The sequence below is a fragment of the Bacteroidota bacterium genome (assembly GCA_013696965.1).
Taxonomy (GTDB): Bacteria; Bacteroidota; Bacteroidia; order JACCXN01; family JACCXN01; genus JACCXN01.
On the sequence record JACCXN010000094.1, the window covers coordinates 61,909 to 82,663 of the forward strand.

A 20,755-nucleotide genomic window follows, 5' to 3' on the forward strand; every position below is an offset into this window, starting at 1 on the left:
AAATTAATTAATCACTCAATTTAAGTTGAAAATACTTTTATTCCGTTATCGCTTTTTGCTCCTTGCATTGATTTCTTTAATAATAGCTATTGTTGTAAATAACAGTGCCCTGCCTTTTTATTCAAAAGAATTATGCACAAGTAAATTTAACAAGGAACTTCAGAATAAAGATATTGAACTTGAAAAAACGGTATCTTATTTTGCCAATTTCATTAAAAACGCTAAGCCCCAAAAGCTTTTTATTCAAGAAAAGGATCAACTCGAGAAATTATACAATGAACAAGGAATCTCCATTTTTGTTTTTGAAGATGATTCAATGGCATTTTGGTCTCATAATGCTGTTCCGGTACTTAATTCTTTTAACCTATCTGAGCTGAGCGCAACAATTGTTCGATTACAAACAGGTTGGTACAGGGTAAATATCCAAAAAGAAAAGAATTTAACAGTTGCCGGCCTGGCATTAATTAAAAGCGAATATACGCACCAAAACCAATATTTGCAGGATCATTTTCAGAAGGATTTTTCATTGCCAGAGAATACACAGTTGAATTTTAACCAGCGCGCCTCAGAAAATCATGTATTTGATTCAAAAGGAAAATTTCTTTTTACCTTAATATATGACAGTGCAATACATTTTAATCAACTAAAAAATTACTTTGTAATAACTCTTGTATTACTTGTTGTGCTGTTTCTTATATTGTTTTTTCAGAATGAAATTGTAAGGCGACTTAAACAAAATCAAGGATTTTACTTCCTGCTTTTTTCAATTACACTGATTGTTGGGCGTGTTTTAACCATTCAAACCCAGTTTCCTGGAATCATTTATTCCCTTGATTTGTTTTCTCCTGTGCATTATGCAACTTCCTGGGCATTCCCCTCAATGGGCGATTTTTTAGTTAATGCTCTTTTACTGTGCTATTTGTTTTATTTTATAAATCAAAAAATGCCCTTAAAAAGCGCTTTTGTCGATAGGTTAAGCATTGCTAAAAAAGATTACCTTGGCTTGCTTGTTGTATTGCTAGTTCTTGCCTTTGCTTTGTTAATTACAATGTGGCTTTCCGGCCTTGTCTTGCATTCTGATGTATTGTTTAACCTAAGCAATATTTTTGAACTGAATTATTTGAGTTTAACCGGGTATTTTATTGCTTCACTCTTGTTGTTTGCCTTTTACCTGCTTTGCGATAAGGCCATGGGAGTTTTATTACTTTTGAAGATTAAAAACACAAGAATTGCGCAACTTGTTTTATTTGCCTTTTTGCCATTTGCTCTGCTTTCATACCAGGAGTCAGGTTCCTTTGATTTGATATTGTTAATTTGGCCGCTTCCTGTGTTATTCACTATCTGGTGGATTAAGACAAAACAAAATAAAATTTATAACTTTTCAACTGTATTAATCATTGTTCTAGTATTTTCAATTTATGCCTCCCATGTATTTAATTCTTTTTCATCTTTTAAGGAAATAGAAAACAGGCGAGTATTAGTTCAAAAACTTGCACGGGAGAAGGATCCAATTGCAGAATATCTATTCAAGGAAATAGAAGAGAAAATAAGTGTGGATAAAAAAGCAAAGTCACTTTCTTCTGAATATTGGAAAAACAGGGAGGAATTGGACACTTACTTAAAAGAAAATTATTTTAATGGTTTTTGGGACAGATATGACCTGCAAGTAACAGTATGTAGGGAACAGGATTCATTGTTTGTTGCACCAATGGAGCAACGGGTTAATTGTGCCGCCTTTTTTGAAAACCTGATTAATGTAACAGGAGAAAAGGTAAATGGTTCCAATTTGTATTTTCTTGATAACAACTCTGGCAGGGTTAGCTATCTTGCTAAACTTACAATTCATTCTCATTATCCCAATAAAAACACCCAATATCTTTTCCTTGAAATAGATTCAAAATTCAAGCCCGAAGGAACAGGATATCCCGAACTTTTATTGGATGCATCTGAAATTGTTCAAAGCGCGGATATTTTAAATTATTCTTTTGCTAAGTATAAGGATGGTAAATTGGTAAGTAAATCAGGGCCTTACCAGTATACTATTTTTTCCTCTCCCTATTTAAAAACGGAGAATGATTTGCACTTTTTTAAGAAGGAAGGTTTCGATCATCTTGTGTACTCTCCCGAATCTTCCACATCCATTATTTTAAGCCTCCCCTCGAGAAATGGCATGCACAGGCTTACTGCCTTCTCTTATATTTTTGCCTTTTTTAGTCTTCTTTTGCTTTTGGTGCTTTTTTTCAAGAACTCTCCATCAGATTATACCCTGTTTTGGTTTGATTTTAAAACAAGGATTCAAAGTGTTTTAATTGGAACTGTTATCCTTTCAATACTTCTTTTTGGAGCTGGAACGGTATATTACATCCAAAAACAATACAATCAGAAAAACAGTAATTTAATTAGTGAGAAAATAAGTTCTATAATTAATGAATTGGAGGATAAAATTGGCCTGGAACCTAAGCTAAATAACGAAATGGAGCATTATTTAAGCCTGCACCTTGTTAAGCTATCCCATGTTTTTTATACTGATATTAATTTGTACAGCCCCAATGGAGATTTATTAGCCTCTTCTCAAAATGAAATTTTTAATCTTGGCCTAAGTGGCAGGAAAATGAATACAAATGCCTTTTTCAGGATGGCGATTGAAAACAATACAGAGTTTATACAGGAGGAAAACCTTGGTAAATTGAACTATATTTCTGCCTATATGCCCTTATTTAACACTAATGGGGAGCTGATTGCATACTTGAATTTGCCTTATTTTGCAAAACAGAATGAATTGGAAAAGGAAATATCCTTTTTTCTTGTAACATTAATAAACATATATGTTCTGTTGTTTGTGATGTCCGTTGTAATTGCTGTTTTTTTATCTGGATTCATAACAGGGCCTCTTCAATTGATTCGGACCAAGCTCCGGGATGTTAAGCTTGGTAAATCAAATGAATTGATTGCCTGGAAAGGCAATGATGAAATTGGCAGCCTGGTAAATGAATACAATCAAATGATAGTAAAAATAGCAGAAAGCGCAGAAAGACTTGCGCAATCTGAACGGGAATCTGCCTGGAGGGAAATGGCAAAGCAAGTGGCCCATGAAATCAAAAACCCATTAACACCAATGAAACTTAGTGTGCAGCACCTAGAAAGGGCCAGAAAAGACAAAGCCCCGGATTTTGATAAAAAACTGGAAAGATTTACACAAACTTTAGTTGAACAAATAGATACACTTGCAAATATTGCCAATGAATTTTCCAGTTTTGCCAAAATGCCTGGTCAAATTCCAGAACCACTGGATATTAGCGAGCTTGTGCAAGGTTCGGTTAATTTATTTAAAGGCTCAGAAGAGGCCATAATTGAATTGGAAATATTAACGGAAATTGAATTGACTGTAAAAGCCGATAAAAATCAATTGTTAAGAGTATTTAATAATCTAATAAAGAATGCAATTCAATCTATTCCTTATGAACGGCAGGGTAAAATTGAAATCAAAATAGATTTGGAATCAAAAGCAAACAAGGTTTTGATTTCTATTAAGGATAATGGCTCAGGAATAAGTGCCGAGCAGAAAGAAAAAATATTCACTCCGAATTTTACAACAAAAACAAATGGAACAGGACTTGGACTTGCAATAGTAAAGAATATTGTGGAGGATTCAGGTGGTGAAATATGGTTTGAAACAAAAGAGATGATTGGAACAGTTTTTTATATCAAGCTACCTTTGTTGAATTAAAAATTATCATGGGATTTACTCCATATCTATCCACATGAAATACTTAGAGTTGTTTTCAAACTTCCCCAAATCTTTGGTAGCTAGTATCATTATTGCGTCAATTAAAGGAATAAATCCGAATCCACCACCCATTGTTAGAACGTATGTGATTGGAACGATTGGCTTAGTTCCTAAATAAAGCCTGTGAACCCCAAAATGACCTAGGAAAATGGCAAGTCCAAAAGCTGTTATTCTTTTATTTTCCTGGGTTTTTAAGCGGAACATTTCTATGTGTTCCGGATTATTAAAATCAAAACGGAAAAGCTTTATTTTCTTTTCGGAATTTACCAGGGAATTTATTTCTGGTATGCTATCTGAAAGAATAAAAAAGACGGGCTCATTAGCAAGTTTTGCCATTGAGTCCGTCTTTAAAAAAACAAGCTGGATTAAAAGAACTGCAAAAAATTTCAAAAAATAATTTTGCATAATTTTAATTAAGCGCTTTTAAATCTTCTGTTTACTTCATTCCAATTTACTACATTCCAAAAAGCTCCTATATAATCAGGTCTTCTATTCTGGTAATTAAGGTAATATGCATGTTCCCATACATCCAGGCATAAAACAGGAGTGCCTTTTACATCAGCCACATCCATTAAAGGATTATCCTGGTTAGGAGTTGAACTAATAACTAGTTTTCCATTTTGCACTACAAGCCATGCCCAACCTGAACCGAAACGTGTGGTAGCAGCCTTAGCAAATTCATCCTTAAACTCTTGAAAAGAACCAAAGCTTTCATTGATTGCCTTGGCAATTTCTCCCATTGGTTGGCCACCTGCATTAGGTGCCAAAATTTCCCAAAAAAGATTGTGGTTGTAAAATCCACCCCCGTTATTTCTTACTGCAGCACTTTGAGTCGAAATATTTTTCAAGATTTCTTCTATAGATTTTGATTCCACAGGCGTACCTGCAATAGCGTTATTTAGATTGGTTGTATATGCCTGATGATGCTTGCTGTGATGTATTTCCATTGTACGCGCATCAATATGCGGTTCAAGAGCATCATAAGCATAAGGCAGTTTTGGTAATTCAAAAGCCATTATATATAATATTTAAAGGTTAAACAATGGTTTCAAAAGTAAGAAAAAATTACATGTATAACCTGAGTAATCCAAATTAGCTTACATTACATTAGGGAATAATAGGTAGAACTGCTAAATATTAGTTGGAAAATACGGAAATAAGAAGCAGGCAGTACTTGCAAATTAACAGCAATGCTGTTTGTTGTAACGGATATTTAATACATGGCTAATTATTAATCCTGCTGAGCCAATGTACATGATATATTGAATAAAAGGGGAATAATCATGGAATATTATTGCGAACGTGCAAATAAGAAGGAATATCCATAATGAGAATTTAATGAAAGTAGAACTGGTTTTTTTAGTAGTAAAAAAAACGGCTACAATGGCAATGGACAAAAACAGGTAATCATAATTAAATCCGCCATGGCCATGGCTATGGCCCGCACTACTATCGCCTATATATAGAAATGCTGCAGGCAAAGCCAAACAATGAACCAGACACAAACCCGAACTTAATATTCCTATGATGTCAGAATTAGGAGTTTTTTTCAACATGAAGCAAAGATAGAAAAAATATGCAACATTGTTGCAAGAAATATTATTCTGCTTTTATTTCTGATTTTTTTCAAATTAAGCTCAAAAAAATTCCGGCATTTTTTTTGTAACAACATCGTTTTTAATTATTTAAGCAGAATAATAGAATTTAAGGAGCAAAGAACAAAAATATTTTTCTTTTATTGAAGTTCTATTTCAAGAGTTAAATTCAAAGGTCCTGAAGAATAAACGGAGAACAATTTTAAAACCGGAATTTGTATTAGTAATTTCAAATCAACTATTACTCCTTGCGAAAAAACCCTGCATTCTTTGGATTAAATTTCAATTCTGCTTTTTTCCCTCACAAAGAAAGAATAATTAGAAAAGACGCAAAGAAAAAAATGACTTAATATGAATCCAAATTGAATTAATCGGATAATATCAACAAAGCCTTTTTTGTATTTGTTATATTTGTCACCTTAAGTAAAAATAAATGATTGAATTCCGCTCTCTTAAGCATCAATACGCTAATTCAGCAAGCATTGAATTTAGTGATACCCGAATTGATTCTGGAGACCAGGTTTTAATAACTGGGAAATCAGGCAGTGGAAAAACTTCTTTGCTTCATATAACCGGAGGATTATTAAAACCAACCTTTGGAGAGGTAATAATGGAAACTACATCTATTTACAAACTTAGTCCCAGAAAACTTGACTCATATAGGGGAAAAAACATTGGAATAGTTTTTCAAAGACCTTACCTAATCAAAAGCCTAACAGTAATAGAAAACATTTTAGCGGCATTGTATTTCTCAGGTAAAAAAGTAGATAATGCAAAAGCCTTACTTCAATTAAGAGCTTTAAATATAGAAGAATTAAAAGATAAAAGACCTTTTGAATTAAGCCATGGACAAGCTCAAAGGGTTTCTGTTGCCCGTGCAGTAATTAACTGTCCAGAAATAATTCTTGCAGATGAACCAACCTCCAGCCTTGATGATGAAAACTGCTTTTCTGTTATAAAGCTGCTTCAGCAAACGGCAAAAGGAATCAATGCTTCCCTTTTGGTAACAAGTCATGATAACAGGTTGAAAGCTTGCTTTGAAAAAGGAATCCATTTGGAAATGCAAAAAACGCTATGAACCTTATTTCAATTGCCTGGAAGAATATAGTTTCCCAAGGAGGAAAAAAAACGTTAAATGTTATTTTATTGGCAAGTGGTTTGGCAATAATCAATATAATACTGCTTGTAGATTTTCAAATAAAAGAAAAGCTTGAAAATCATGCAGGAAAAGTTGATTTGGTAATAGGGGCAAAAGGAAGTCCCTTACAATTAATATTATCAGGAATTTACCACATTGATTTTCCAACCGGAAATATTAATTTAAAAGAAGTACAGCAACTTATTGAGCACCCCTACGTGCAAAATTCAGTGCCTCTTGCAATGGGAGATAGTTACAATGGATTCAGAATTATTGGTACAAATCACAATTACCTGAAATTTTATGATCTACCCTTAGCGGAGGGAGTAATATGGAAAAAAGAATTTGAAGCAATTGCGGGATCAAATGCTGCAAGGGTTTTGAATTTGAAAACGGGTGATGTTTTTTATTCCTCACATGGGTTAACACCCGGGGGAAATGTACATGCAGATAAATTCAAATTAACCGGAGTTTTAAAACCAAGTGGTACGGCATCTGATAATATAATTCTAACCGCTCTGGAAACAATATGGCATTTGCATGAGCATTCGGATCAACAAAACATTCAATCCACTGAAGAAAGAGAAATAACAGCATTGCTGATTAAATATAAAACACCCCTTGCGGTTGCCATTTTCCCGCAAACAGTAAATAATATTGGTGCTTTGCAGGCTGCATCCCCTGCTCTTGAAACCGCACGATTGTATGCATTAATTGGATCAGGTTTTGATCTTATTAAGGCTTTTGGCGTTTTAATTATACTGCTTGCCGGTTTTAGTGTATTTATTGTTCTTTATTCTTCGTTATCTGAAAGAAAGACTGAAATCGCAATATTAAGAACAATGGGAGCAAGCGCTTCCAAAATATTTTTATTAATTCTTTCAGAAGGAATTATAATTACATCAATTGGCACTAGCTTAGGTTTACTTTTATCACATTTAATATTACAGGGGGCCGGAATTTTCCTGTCGCTTAGTAGTATTTCATTAACAGGAATTGTTTTTATTCCTCAAGAATTAATGGTTTTAGCATTTGGAATAATTGTTGGAATTGCCGCCTCTGTAATACCTGCAATGCAGGCATACCGTACAAATATTTCAACAATATTGGCTAAAGTTTAAGGCTTTTTGGAATAATTGCTAATGCATGGTAATTAGAAATTAATAGATTTAATTAAATTCAGGATTTGAGTAGAGAAATGAAAAAAATACTTTGGACTGTTATCTTTTTATCGTTTTTCTCGCTTGTTCAAGCACAGGAACATGAAATAATTCACAATCGAATTACTTCAGAAGTATGGGATAAAATAGCAGGTATTAAACACAGGGTAGTGGATGATTATGAATATTATCCGATATTTGAAGAAAAGTTAAAAGCTTTGGATGGAAAGGTAGTAACACTTAAAGGTTACATTGTTCCTATAAAGGAAGGAGTTGAACATTCCTCTTTTTTGCTTTCGGTACTCCCAATTAATCAATGTTTTTATTGTGGGAAGAATGGCATACCAATGATGGTTGAGGTAAATACAAAAAAACCAGTTCGTTATACTGAAAACATAGTAAACGTAAAAGGCACATTGAAGCTTTACAATGTAAATGCTGCTTTTGCCTGTCCGGTTGTTTTACAACAAGCTTTAGTATCAGAATAAATTCAAGTTATAAATTAATGGAAAAAACAATAGAAATTACAAAGCTTTTAGAAAAATACAAATTGCAAAAAACTCCTTGTAGAAAGAGTATATTAAATTTATTTCTTAACACGGCCCATGCACTTTCTCACCAGGACATTGTAAATGGGTTAAAAACTGAATTTGATAGAGTAACCATTTACCGCACCTTTAACTCTTTTGAGGGAAAAGGAATGATTCATAAAGTTATTGATAGTGAAGGCACTGCAAAATATGCTTTATGTGCACATGATTGCACTTCCGAAATTCATAATGACAGTCATTTACACTTTAGTTGCTCGAAATGTCAAAAAACCATATGTATTGAAAATTGCAAAATACCTGAAATAAAAATTCCGGAAGGTTTTCAATTGCAAAAACTTAGTTTATTGGCCGAAGGCATATGTAAAAGCTGTAAAAAATAAAAAAATACAATATTGTATTGATTATTAGGATGATTAATTGTACCTTTGTTTCCTTTAAAATAATATTAACCAATAAAATCACACAAAAATGAAAAAGTTTTTAACATTATTTGCAGCTGCTGCTATGTTTTCTTTAGTAGCTTGCGGACCATCTGCAGAAGAAAAAGCAAAAGCAGAAGCTGAAGCACAAGCTGAAGTTGATGCTTTATTTCAGGAATTAGAAACTGAAATGGAAGAAGTTGTTGAAGAAGTTGCTGAAGAGCCAGCTGTTGAAGCAACTGAAGAAACAAAAGCTAATTAATTCTTTTTAATCAGTATTTTATAAAGGAAGCCCAAAAGGCTTCCTTTATTTTTTTATAGCATTTACTCTTAAAATCAGGGTTTGATTAGCTGAAGAATTCAACTAATAATTTAGCATTAAAGGTTTGACAAAAGAGAATTTATTGCTGTTTTTGTAAAAATTCACAAGCTGTTTTTTGAAACCCCAAAAAGGATATTATTTTGGCTGTTCAGCCAATACTCCTTTATTTGAGAGAACGGATAAAGCTTTTTGGAATGTATGGTCTAAATCATTAATAATAGGATAAAAGCCTTCGTTTTTCCATTGCTGCCTGGCAATATGTGCTTTTAATCTTGTCCGAATTAATTTTCCTGATTTTTTCAAACCTGTGAAATCAGTTTTAACTCCATTTTTTTCGGTAAAATCCAAAAACTCATTAAAAAGCTTTTCAGATATACTAAAGGTTTTGTTGAAGTGTTCAAAATTTCTGTACTGCTTCATTCTTTCCCTGTTAGAATCAACATATTCAAAAGCAAACTGACTCACCAGGCTTAGCTGAAATAATTCAGTTAAAAACAAAGAAGCCTCTGTTGTATCAAGAGGTATGAAATAATCAGGCATAATGCCACCACCCCCGTATACTATTCGTCCTGCGGAGGTGTAGTACTTTAGTGAGTCAGGGAAGTGAATACTATCTTTTTCCATTAATTCACCTCTTTCAAACCTGCCATAAGTTTCCTTATAATAATCTTGCTTTCCATTGCTATAGGTTTTCTGTATGCTTCTGCCGGTGGGAGTATAATATCTTGCAATAGTAAGTCGGATAGCGGACTTATCAGGCCATAAAACCTGTTCTTGAACTAATCCTTTTCCAAAGGTTCTTCTGCCAATGATAACTCCTTTGTCATTATCCTGAATTGCTCCTGCTAAAATTTCACTGGCAGATGCAGAATTTTCATCTACCAATATTGCCAATCCAGTGTTTTTGAAGTTCCCTTCTTTTGTAGCATAATAAGTGGTTCTTGGGCGCGCTTTCCCTTCGGTATAAACGATTAACTGTTCTTTTTCAAGAAATTCATCTGCCAGTTTTATTGCTGAATTTAAGTATCCACCACCATTTGCTCTCAAATCCATAATTAAATTTTCCATTCCCATACTCTTTAATTTTAGTGCATGATCTAAAAATTCCGAGTGTGTGTTTTTAGAAAATCTGCTGATTTTTACATACCCTGTGGTTTTGTTTACCATATAAGAAACTTCAACACTTTTAATTGGAATGGTTGCTCTTTTAACATTAAAATCGATGAGCTTTTCACTTGATCTTCTTAAAACACTTATGGTAACCATTGTTCCTTTCCTGCCTTTTAATTTGGAAACAATATCTTCATTTGCAATATTTATTCCGGCAATTGTTACTCCATCAACTTTAATAAAACGGTCTCCTGCAATAATTCCTGCAGCTTCGGAAGGCCCTCCGGCAATGGGAGTAATTACGGTAACGGTATCCTTTTGCACACTGAATTCTATACCAATACCTTCAAAGTTGCCCTCCAGAGGATCATTGTGTGCAGCTAATTCTTTTGGTGAAATGTAATTGGAGTGGGGGTCAAGACCTTCAAGTAAACTGTTAATTGCTTTTTCAACCAACTCCTCCTTACTCACTTCGTCCACATATTCTTGTTCAATAAAATTTATGAGTTCATTTAGTTTATTGAAATTTTTGGATGGCATAGCAAAAAGTTGCCTTCCTTCTGTAACATAATCCAATTTCAAACCAATCCAAATCCCTAGTATTACAAGCAATGCAAATATCAATGGCAAAAATGCCGGCAATCCCCTTTTCTCCATAATAAAATCTCAAACGTTTTTAATTCTGCAATATTTTGCTATTTCAACTCCAAATTTCTGAAGGAATACTAATCCCTCATCAATTTCTATTCCTTTATAAGCAGCATAGGAATTCAGATAAAAAACTTTTTTAATACCCATAGTAAAGATAATCCTGGCACAAGCAAGACAAGGAGAAAGTGTTACGTACAATGTTCCTCCCTCAAGTGAAACCTTGTTTTTTGCGGCATACAATATGGCATTTTCTTCCGCATGAAGGGCAAGTGAGCAACCTCCTCTTTCACTTCTTGGACATCCCACTCCAGGCCATACTTCATCGCAATTATGAGTTCCTGCAGGCGGACCATTATATCCTAGGGAAACTATACGTGTATCTTTAGTTATTACTGCCCCAACTTTCATTTTTACACAATGTGATCTTCGGGCAAGGTTTTCTGCCAGATCCATGTAAATGTCATCAAAACTTGGTTTTATATCTTTTTTTATGGAATGCATTTTAAATGTGTTAATTCACAAAGATCGAAAAACATTGCAACTCATGGCCAGTATTCACAAGAAAATAATAACCAATTGTTTGTTATTAACATCCATGTAAAGAATGAAAATTCATGCCTTAGCAAAAATTGTTCTGAAAAGAAAACAGTTTGTATATAACTTGCCTATAAACAGTAAATTCTCCTGTATTTAAATTGAATACTATTTATTTTCAATTAATTTGGCAATGTATTTACCAATAATGTCAAACTCAATGTTAACATAATCACCTGCTTTAAGCGTATGAAAGTTGGTGTGTTCAAAGGTATAAGGGATTATTGCAACTGAAAACAATCCTTTTTCTGAATTAACAACAGTTAAGCTTACCCCATTTACACATACAGAACCTTTGGTTACAGTAATATTTCCTTTTTCAGGATCATATTCAAAAAAGAACATCCAACTTCCGTTTTCTTCTTTTATTTGAGTACATCTGGCAGTTAAATCAACATGTCCTTGTACAATATGTCCATCAAGCCTATCATTTAGTTTAAGACACCTTTCCAGGTTAACAAAATCACCTTTTTTTAAATGCCCCAAATTTGTTTTTGATAAAGTCTCTTTTATAGCAGTAACTGTATACGTATCCTTGTGTATTTCAACAACAGTAAGACAAACGCCATTGTGGGCAATGCTTTGGTCGATCTCCAGTTCATTTGTGAATGGAGCATTAAAAGTTAAATGAAGATTTGACCCGGCTTGTTCTAAATTTGCAACTTTGGCTAATTGCTCAATAATTCCTGTAAACATTAATCTTGTGTTTGTGGGATGACATTGGCATTCCTGAAAAGATGAAAAAAGCCTTTTAATACACGGGGTTCAATGCCGCTTAACCTAATTTCGTTAACTGTGCAAATGTAATAATATACGCCCTCAGAACAAGGCTTATTGGTAGTAACGTTTACTCCGTTCCAGTTAATTCCTGGTTTATTGGTTTCAAACATCAACTGCCCCCAACGGTTCATGATTTTTAAATCGATTGATTCCACAAATCGATAAGGAAAGGGCTGAAAATAATCGTTTATATTATCACCGTCCGGGGAGAAAACATTCGGAAGTTCATACACAGGGCAATTGTCTACACAAATTGAATCGATATACTGGCTTTCATTGTTGTACTCATCTGTGGCAGTAATAAAATAACAACCAGCAATACTGTTTGACCTTTCATGAATAAATTCAACGGGAATATTTCCTTCTATTGTTTTTATTTTCTCAAAAGGTCCCTCTAAAAAGGGCTTAAAATAAACTGTATAGGAAACAGCGTCATTTAAACAATCTCCTTCAATTAATTTCCAATTCAATGTGTTTTTTATAAGATCACAATCACCAATAACTGTGTATGCGGGAGAACAAGGAGGTTCAGTGTCCTTGGGTTGTCCGCAATTTTCCTGAGATAAATTTATTAAGGGCTTATTTATGCCATCAATAGAATATTCACCCCTTGATTTGATATAATAACAATATGATCTATTGTTAATTAAACCAGTATCGATATAACTTGTTGCGGTAGTTGTGCCAATAGAATCAAAAGACAAAGAGCTTTCATTGTATTTAAATATATCATAGCTATAATTTAGCCAGGGAACATTAACTTGCCAACTTAAATTTAAGGCATTTCCTGTAGAAACTGGAGTAACCTCAAGCCAAACACTTGCAGCAGGATGAGTGTAGCCAATTTGGTAAAACCCATTAGGCGATAAATTCCTGTTTACAAGCTCCACTTTATAGTTATTTGGATTTGCAAAAGTGTTTACTTTTATGTCCGTATAAATGGTGTCATAAAAATTTGTGCTAAGGGCTGTGGAATCAATTAATTGATAGTTAGAACCAGACATCCCTTCTGATCGGTGAATCAAATAGCGGTAGGGTCCGGGATGTTGGATTGTATCAACTTCATCAGGAGCAGACCAGGCAGTATAAATACGACCATTTAATGCAGTTTGCTCCACACTAACATTAGTCATAATTGGAACATTCTTTTTGAGTTCCGAACAAACTTCTTCAGATGCATAACTTTCAGCACCATCAGGAAATACGGCTACTATCATATAGCAGTATTGCTGTCCATGAACAAGGTTAGGGTCAAGATAGGAGTTATTAGCATGACCCTGTACTGTTGCAACGAGTGAAAATCCGGTATAAAAAGGAACACCTAATTCGCAATGACTTGGAATAAACCCATAACTTCCTGTCCTCCTATATATTTTATAGCTTGTTACTTCACTACAAATACTCACATCCCAATTTACAAGAATGTTATTTCCTGAAGGCCCGGCAGAAGGGTTTTTTGGTGAGGGGCCAACTACTTTGATATTAAATGATTTATAATCGGATAAGCTCGGTACTCCATTATCAAAGGCCTTAACCAATACTGTATATGGAGCATTTCTGACATGGCTGCACTTTACCTGCCAGGTTAGGTTAGCAGAAACATTGCCTGTATTTGTAACCCCCTGTTGAAATTGGGCTGGGTTTTGAACTATAAAAGGTCCTCCAGTAGCCTCTAAGGTTACGGTATTTCCATCAGAATCAGTTGCTGAGATATTGTATTCCAAAAAAGTATTGGCATTAACACAAGTGTCTATTAAAGAAGAAATTACAGGTGGATTGTTATTGCATGGGCTAACATTTACCTGAAGATCCCTTACAACCGAACCGATTAACTTGACACTGTTGCCATTTTTCCTCCATTCCTTTATTATAAAAGCAAAGTTAAATTCACCGATTACACCAGGAACATTCCAGACAAGATCACCGGTAACTGCATTAATGGATACGTTTGGAGGAATATAATAACCTGTTACCACTACTCCCGCATCTTGCCTTACGTCTATTAATTCATAAGACAAACTGTCTCCATCGGGGTCAGTTGCCCCTGCATTATGAATAAAAAAACGATTCAAACAAGCATTGTCAACAGGAGGATTTAATAGCAGCGGGGAGTTGTTGTAGGATCCTGAACCGAAAGGGCTTATAATTAAAGTTGATTCTATGTAAAAAGCAAGGTTTACAGAACCAATCATATTAACAATTTCACTGTTCCTGTTTGGATCCAACATGGAAATAATGTATTGTCCGGGACCTGGATATACATGAGTGCCAATGTATTTGTTCATTTTTATGTCATTGCCAAGGAGAACTCCATTGCCATTGTCCCTTTGCAGAATATCTGTTAGTCCATCACCCCAGGCAATTTCCAGTTCCGTACGATCTGCAGCCGTAGAAGATTCTTTAGTATAAGTTGTTATGGTAACCTCGTAATTTAATCCTGAAATGTGTTTATAGGTAATTTCTCCGGCTCTATTATGCGTTGCAAAAGCCGAATAAACAGATAAGGTAAATAAGAAAAGAAAAGTTAAAACCTTTTTCATCACAATATTGTTGAAACATTAACTCTAATATACGAAAAATATTTGATTTTTTTTATTAATTTAATGATGAAGTACAAATTGATAAATAAAGAATCCCTTACACTTCTTTTTTAACTCATCCCCTTTAGTGATCCAAGCGATTTTTAACTAATTGACTTCCTTTTTGTTAATAATTAATTGTTTGTTGTTCCATTGTTTGTGGGATTAGCCTGTTTTTATATTGTTGATCACGTAATTGAGGCTCAAATCCAGCCTCCCTTATGGCCTGTTGAATTGCATTGGAGGTAAAACGATGAGGTGCACCAGCTGCTGAAACTACATTTTCCTCAATCATAATTGATCCGAAATCGTTTGCTCCAGCATGTAAACAAGCCTGAGCAACTTTTTTACCTACAGTTAGCCAGGAAGCCTGAATATTTATAATGTTTGGAAGCATTATCCTGCTTATTGCCACAGTACGAATATATTCATCTGCAGTTACATTGTTTGTAACACCTTTTACTCTTTTTAATAGTGTTCCGTCATCCATAAAAGGCCAGGGGATAAAAGCCAGAAAACCATTTGCCCCCTCAGGCTTTTCACTCTGAACCTGCCTTAGCCATACAAGGTGCTCAAACCTCTCCTCAAGGGTTTCCACATGGCCAAACATCATTGTGGCTGAGGTTGTGATATTTAGTTGATGGGCAGCCCGCATTACATCCAGCCATTCTCTTCCCGTACATTTTCCTTTAGAGATTAATCTTCTTACCCGGTCATTTAAAATTTCGGCACCTGCACCTGGCAATGAATCTAAACCAGCCTGCTTTAGCGCAGATAATACTTCAGTATGAGATTTTCCTTCCAATTTGCTAATGTGTGCAATTTCGGGAGGCCCAAGGGCATGTAGTTTTAGGGTTGGGTAGAGCCGTTTTAATTCACTAAAAGTATCGGTATAAAATTTCAATCCGAGTTCCGGATGGTGCCCTCCTTGTAGCAATAATTGCTCCCCTCCTAACCTAAAAGTTTCTTCTATTTTTGGTATATATTGTTCAATTGTTGTGGTATATGCCTCTTTATGCCCTGGTATTCTGAAAAAGTTACAAAATTTGCAATTTGCAATGCACACATTTGTAGTATTTACATTTCTGTCAATGATCCAGGTTACTTTGTTTTCGGGTTTTTGAATTTTTCTTAATTCATTTGCCACATAAATTAATTCAGTAAGGGGAGCAGTGGTAAATAAAAATCGTCCTTGTTCTGCTGTAAGGAACTCAAAATCAAGGGCTTTTTGGAAAAGTTTTGCTGCATTCATAAAAATCGGACTATGTTCAATAAACAGGCGTGATTCAAATGGAATAAGTGTTTCTATTTCATTAACTTTGCCGCTTTCAAATATATGAATTAAATGAATACCACAATTAAAAAAACGATAAAGGACGAGGTTAAAAACTATACTGTTTTTATATGTTCTGCAGCTACTAAACCAGAAGATTTGGGTTTAAATGAAACCGAAATTACAGCGTTAAAAAAAGAAATGGCTAAGGATAAAAAACTCCTTCCTCTTAGTATTGAAAATATTAAAACCTTTGTTTATTTTATTCCCGAGAACAAGGATGTTTTTAAAACCTTAGAAGCCTGTAGGGTACAAGGAAATTCCTTGCTAAAAATATTGAATGAGGAGAAAACCAGCGAAGTAACTCTAATCGATTTTTCCGGGTTTCCAGAAGAGGTAATTGCCTTTGCAGAGGGAATAGTTTTGGGTAATTATCAATTCCTGAAATATTTTTCTGACTCTAAAAAGAGAAAAAACAGCCTGAATAAAATTTTAGTTTTTGGTGAAATGATCACCGATGAAAAAATTAGGGAGCTACAGAATTGTACTGATGCCGTATGTTTTGCAAGAGATTTGGTAAATGAGCCTGTATGTTTTTTAACAGCCGAGAAATTTTCGGAAGAAATCAAAAAAGCAGGTAAGGCAACTGGATTTAAAGTGGAAGTTTTTAATCATACCAAGATAAAAGCATTGAGAATGGGCGGATTACTAGCGGTTAATAAAGGCAGTATTGATCCTCCTACTTTTACAATTATGGAATACAAGCCAGCAAATGCAAAAAACAAAAAGCCTTATGTTTTAGTAGGAAAAGGTGTTGTTTATGATACTGGGGGTGTAAATATTAAAGTTCAGGGAATGGAATTGATGAAGTGCGACATGGGAGGTGCTGCTGCAGTAGTTGGAGCCATCACAGCCATTGCGTCAGAAAAAATACCTATTCATGTAATAGCCCTTGTGCCAGCAACAGATAACCGGCCAGGTGGTAATGCATATGTTCCGGGAGATATAATTACTATGTTTGACGGTTCAACAGTAGAGGTTTTAAACACAGATGCTGAGGGAAGAATGATTCTTGCTGATGCCTTGAGTTATGCAAAAAAGTTTAAGCCGGAATTGGTTATTGATGTGGCAACACTAACAGGGGCTGCATTAAGAGCAATTGGTATGCATGGGATGGTGGCAATGGGAAATACTCATGAAACCATGGATCAATTAAAAGAAAGTGGAGAAAAAGTATACGAAAGATTGGTTGAATTTCCATTGTGGGATGAATATGCCGATGATATTAAATCAGCAATTGCAGATATCAAAAACCTTGGAAACTCAGGATATGCAGGAGCCAGTTCGGCAGGTAAATTTCTTGAGCATTTTACAGATTATCCATGGATGCATTTGGACATTGCCGGTCCTGCATTTTTTCCAAAAGATGATCATTACAGGGTTTCAGGAGGTACGGGTTATGGAGTTAGGCTTCTTTATGATTTCTTGAAAAAACAGGTTACAGAAGAGGAAAAGTAAGCTTATCAATAAGTGCAAAATTAGTTGTGTTTTGTAAAACAGTATTGGTGCAAAAATCAATAACATTAAAAAAAAACCATGTCAGACATTAAACTTAAGGTTGGGATTACAGTCGGGGATATTAACGGTATAGGAATAGAAGTAATAATAAAAACTTTTATGGATCCCCGTATGTTGCAGGTTTGTAATCCAATTATTTATGGTTCTGCCAAAGTAATTGCCGAACATAAAAAAATGTTAGGAGCAACGGATTTCAATTATTCCATTATTAATAATCCCGAACAAGCTAATGGCAAACAAGTTCAGGTAATTAATTGCTGGGAAGAGGATGTTTTTTTAGAGATCGGTAAATCCACTGCAACAGGTGGAAAATATGCCTTGCTTTCTCTTGAAGCTGCAACTTCCGACATTAAAAATGGAAAAATTGATTTACTTGTTACTGCCCCAATTGATAAAAACAATATTCAGTCCGATCAATTTAAATTTCCTGGTCATACTGAATATTTGGCTCAACAATTTGAAGCAAAAGATTGTTTAATGCTTCTAGTAAGTGATAATTTAAGGGTAGGAGTTGTAACAGGGCATATTGCCCTAAGCAAAATCTCTTCCCTATTAAGTTCTGAACTAATATTAAAGAAATTAAAAATCCTTTCTAAAAGTTTACAGGAAGATTTTGGGATCAGAAAACCCCAGATTGCAGTTTTGGGTTTGAATCCGCATGCAGGGGATAACGGGCTTTTAGGCAATGAGGAGGAAAGAATTATTATACCTGCACTTAGAAAGGCTAAGGAAAACAGTATAATGGCAATTGGCCCATATTCTGCTGATGGTTTTTTTGGCTCTGGGAATTTTAAAAAATTTGATGCAGTTCTTGCCATGTATCATGATCAGGGATTAATACCTTTTAAAACCATATCCTTTGGCAGCGGAGTAAACTTTACTGCCGGACTGCCTATTATCCGCACATCTCCTGACCATGGCACTGGTTTCGATATTGCAGGAAAAAACCAGGCTTCAGAGGATTCCTTCCGTAATGCTATTTATGCGGCTTGTGATATTTATGAGAGAAAGAAAAACTATAAAGAAGTTTATATTAACCCCCTTAAAATATCTCATTTAAAAAAAGAAAATTAATTTGCTTTGAATTCTTGGATGAATTTTTCCGCTGGAAAACCTTTTTTTAATTGCAGTCATAAACGTTTTTTGTTTTCCGGTTTTTAAATAAATAAATCTATATCTATATTTACTTAAAAGTCTATAAATAGTGGTTTTTATAGACTTTCCTTTTTACTTCTTTTTTTATTGAAAAGGAATTTAAAAAATGCAAGGAATGCTAATTGTATTATTTACTGAATAAACTAGAATTAGTTGTAATGGAAAATGGTTTTTTATAATAACGCCAATATTTATTAGATGAGAAAATTAATAATGCTGTTTTATTTGTTTGTTCTTGCTAACACAATTTTGATTCCCGCTTGTTTTGCCCAGGAAAATTCCAAAATGAAAGCAGCCTTCATTTATAATTTCCCTAAATATATAAATTGGCCCAATGAGGAAAATTTTAAAGAATTTAGTATAGGTATTCTTGGCAAAAAAAACATAAAACTTCAGTTAGAATTAGAGCGTATTTCTGCCTCAAGATTAATTAATAATCTTCCAATTAAAATAAAAGTATTCAACAGCATTGAAGAGATTATTCCAACCCAAATGTTATATGCAAATGGGGCAGATGGATTTGACCAGGAAAAAATCTTTAATAAAATAACAGGAAAAGAAATATTATTGGTTGCAGAAAATCTGGAGGATTTTAATTTATCGATGATAAATTTTATTGAACAAAATGGCAAGCAGGTAATTTCAATCAATCAAAAATCAGTTGAAGGAGAAAACATTAAGATTAGCCCTAAATTAATTTCACTTTCCATATTAAATGAAAAGGAATGGAATGATGTTTATTCCAAATTCAACGATTTGCTAAAAACAGATAAGAAAAAAATAGAAGTCACAAAAAAGGACATTGAAAATGCAGTGTTAACAAATGAGATACAGAAAAAAGAGAATGAAGAATTGTTAAAAAATGTTCAAGCAAAAATACAGGCACTTGTAAAGCAAGAATCGGAAATAGGAAAACAGTCAAAAAATCTTACTTTACAAGAGTTGGAAATTGAGAATCAGTCACAAAAACTCGTACAACAAGAATTAGAAATTCAAAAACAGACAGAAAAAATAGAATCGCAACTTATATATGTTAATCAACAAAAAGAAGACATACTTAAACAAAATATTGAAATAGAGGATCAAAAAAACACATTAAAAATTCAATTATCCCAAATAGAGGCTCAAAAAGTTATGCTTTATCAGTTTGTAGGAGTATTGGTGCTTTTTTTATTGTTGGTGTTTTTTATATACAGAAGTTACAGACAAAAGAAAAAAGCAAATTCTGATATACTTGAACAAAAATTATTGGTGGATGAAAAGAATAAAATTGTTGAAGAAAAGAACAAAGAAATAACAGACAGCATTAATTATGCAAAGCGAATACAACAGGCAAAATTACCCAAGCGTGATGAAATATATTCTTCCTTTCCACAAAGTTTTATTCTCTTTAAACCAAAGGACATTGTAAGTGGGGATTTTTATTTTTATCACAAAAACGAAAATTCGGCTATTATTGCTGCCGTTGATTGTACCGGCCATGGTGTTCCCGGAGCATTTATGAGTATAATTGGTTCGGAAAAATTAGATGATGCTGTTTCATCAACTACGGACACTTCAGAAATATTAAAACTTCTAAATAAAGGAATCAAAACATCCTTAAGGCAATCAGAGAATATAGAATCAACCCGTGATGGAATGGATATTGCCTTATGCTGCATGGAACTACCAACGGCTGAAGGAAAAGTAGGATTAAAATTTGCCGGGGCAAACCGTCCAATTTGGATTGTTCGCAAAGAGAAAAATGAAATTGAAGAAATAAGAGCAACTAAAAAAGCCATTGGTGGCTTTACCGATTACAACCAGAATTTTAATACGCATGAATTGCAGTTAGAAGGTGGCGATACTTTTTACATTTTTTCGGATGGTTACGCAGACACTTTTGGGGGAAAAAAAGATAAAAAGCTAACTACAAGAAAATTTAAACACATGCTGCTTGAAATACAACATAAAACTATGTATGAACAAGAACAACATCTAAATAATTTTATTGAAAACTGGAAAGGGGAAACTGAGCAAATTGACGATATTTTAGTTATCGGTGTGAGGGTTTAATTGTTTTT

Annotated in this window: 17 protein-coding genes; 9 read left to right on the plus strand and 8 right to left on the minus strand. The window is 34.1% G+C overall.

Features of this window, described 5'->3' with window-relative positions; genetic code table 11:
* Window positions 1-25: 25 nt before the first annotated feature.
* Entirely contained in the window at window positions 26-3,727 is a 3,702-nt protein-coding gene (locus H0V01_14790) for a GHKL domain-containing protein (GenBank protein MBA2584637.1), read from the plus strand.
* Between the two features lie 15 nt (window positions 3,728-3,742).
* Here the strand turns inward: H0V01_14790 and H0V01_14795 are convergent, their stop codons facing one another.
* The 3 genes from H0V01_14795 to H0V01_14805 all read right to left on the minus strand — a co-directional run bounded on the left by H0V01_14795 (window position 3,743) and on the right by H0V01_14805 (window position 5,343).
* The gene (locus tag H0V01_14795) at window positions 3,743-4,123 is read right to left on the minus strand and encodes a TM2 domain-containing protein (GenBank protein MBA2584638.1); all 381 of its coding nucleotides are present in this window, start codon (window positions 4,121-4,123) and stop codon (window positions 3,743-3,745) included.
* A 77-nt stretch (window positions 4,124-4,200) separates the two neighbouring features.
* On the minus strand, window positions 4,201-4,806 hold the full coding sequence (locus H0V01_14800; protein ID MBA2584639.1) for a superoxide dismutase: 606 nt from the start codon (window positions 4,804-4,806) through the stop codon (window positions 4,201-4,203).
* Between the two features lie 162 nt (window positions 4,807-4,968).
* Complete coding sequence (locus H0V01_14805) at window positions 4,969-5,343, minus strand: MerC domain-containing protein (GenBank protein ID MBA2584640.1); 375 nt, start codon at window positions 5,341-5,343, stop codon at window positions 4,969-4,971.
* Between the two features lie 472 nt (window positions 5,344-5,815).
* On the opposite strand from H0V01_14805, the gene H0V01_14810 reads away from it, so the two are divergent.
* The 5 genes from H0V01_14810 to H0V01_14830 all read left to right on the plus strand — a co-directional run bounded on the left by H0V01_14810 (window position 5,816) and on the right by H0V01_14830 (window position 8,912).
* Entirely contained in the window at window positions 5,816-6,460 is a 645-nt protein-coding gene (locus tag H0V01_14810) for an ATP-binding cassette domain-containing protein (protein ID MBA2584641.1), read from the plus strand.
* A complete protein-coding gene (locus tag H0V01_14815; GenBank protein MBA2584642.1) occupies window positions 6,457-7,641 on the plus strand; it encodes an FtsX-like permease family protein in 1,185 nt (394 codons plus the stop codon). Before H0V01_14810 ends, H0V01_14815 begins: the two co-directional genes overlap by 4 nt.
* Before the next feature lie 77 nt (window positions 7,642-7,718).
* Window positions 7,719-8,168: a hypothetical protein gene (locus H0V01_14820; GenBank protein ID MBA2584643.1), complete on the plus strand. Its 450-nt coding sequence runs from the start codon at window positions 7,719-7,721 to the stop codon at window positions 8,166-8,168.
* A 17-nt stretch (window positions 8,169-8,185) separates the two neighbouring features.
* On the plus strand, window positions 8,186-8,611 hold the full coding sequence (locus tag H0V01_14825) for a transcriptional repressor (GenBank protein MBA2584644.1): 426 nt from the start codon (window positions 8,186-8,188) through the stop codon (window positions 8,609-8,611).
* An 88-nt stretch (window positions 8,612-8,699) separates the two neighbouring features.
* Entirely contained in the window at window positions 8,700-8,912 is a 213-nt protein-coding gene (locus H0V01_14830; GenBank protein MBA2584645.1) for a hypothetical protein, read from the plus strand.
* 195 nt (window positions 8,913-9,107) lie between these two features.
* On the opposite strand, the gene H0V01_14835 is transcribed toward H0V01_14830, so the two are convergent.
* From H0V01_14835 to H0V01_14855, 5 genes are all read right to left on the minus strand, one after another.
* A complete protein-coding gene (locus H0V01_14835) occupies window positions 9,108-10,739 on the minus strand; it encodes a S41 family peptidase (GenBank protein MBA2584646.1) in 1,632 nt (543 codons plus the stop codon).
* Window positions 10,740-10,748: 9 nt separating this feature from the next.
* Window positions 10,749-11,234, minus strand: a complete 486-nt coding sequence (locus H0V01_14840; GenBank protein ID MBA2584647.1) for a dCMP deaminase family protein — start codon at window positions 11,232-11,234, stop codon at window positions 10,749-10,751.
* 201 nt (window positions 11,235-11,435) lie between these two features.
* Window positions 11,436-12,023, minus strand: coding sequence for a riboflavin synthase (locus H0V01_14845; GenBank protein ID MBA2584648.1), 588 nt, complete (start codon window positions 12,021-12,023; stop codon window positions 11,436-11,438).
* Window positions 12,023-14,647 (minus strand): gliding motility-associated C-terminal domain-containing protein, encoded by a 2,625-nt coding sequence (locus H0V01_14850; protein MBA2584649.1) that lies wholly within the window; start codon window positions 14,645-14,647, stop codon window positions 12,023-12,025. The genes H0V01_14845 and H0V01_14850 overlap by 1 nt, the downstream gene beginning before the upstream one ends.
* 166 nt (window positions 14,648-14,813) lie before the next feature.
* A complete protein-coding gene (locus tag H0V01_14855) occupies window positions 14,814-15,938 on the minus strand; it encodes a CofH family radical SAM protein (GenBank protein MBA2584650.1) in 1,125 nt (374 codons plus the stop codon).
* A 93-nt stretch (window positions 15,939-16,031) separates the two neighbouring features.
* Between H0V01_14855 and H0V01_14860 the strand changes: the two genes are divergently transcribed.
* The 3 genes from H0V01_14860 to H0V01_14870 all read left to right on the plus strand — a co-directional run bounded on the left by H0V01_14860 (window position 16,032) and on the right by H0V01_14870 (window position 20,747).
* Window positions 16,032-17,477, plus strand: coding sequence for a leucyl aminopeptidase family protein (locus H0V01_14860; GenBank protein ID MBA2584651.1), 1,446 nt, complete (start codon window positions 16,032-16,034; stop codon window positions 17,475-17,477).
* Between the two features lie 78 nt (window positions 17,478-17,555).
* Window positions 17,556-18,611 carry a 4-hydroxythreonine-4-phosphate dehydrogenase PdxA gene (gene pdxA, locus H0V01_14865; GenBank protein ID MBA2584652.1) on the plus strand — a complete coding sequence of 352 codons (1,056 nt, stop codon included), beginning with the start codon at window positions 17,556-17,558 and terminating at the stop codon, window positions 18,609-18,611.
* Between the two features lie 279 nt (window positions 18,612-18,890).
* Window positions 18,891-20,747, plus strand: coding sequence for a DUF4154 domain-containing protein (locus H0V01_14870; GenBank protein ID MBA2584653.1), 1,857 nt, complete (start codon window positions 18,891-18,893; stop codon window positions 20,745-20,747).
* Window positions 20,748-20,755 lie beyond the last annotated feature (8 nt).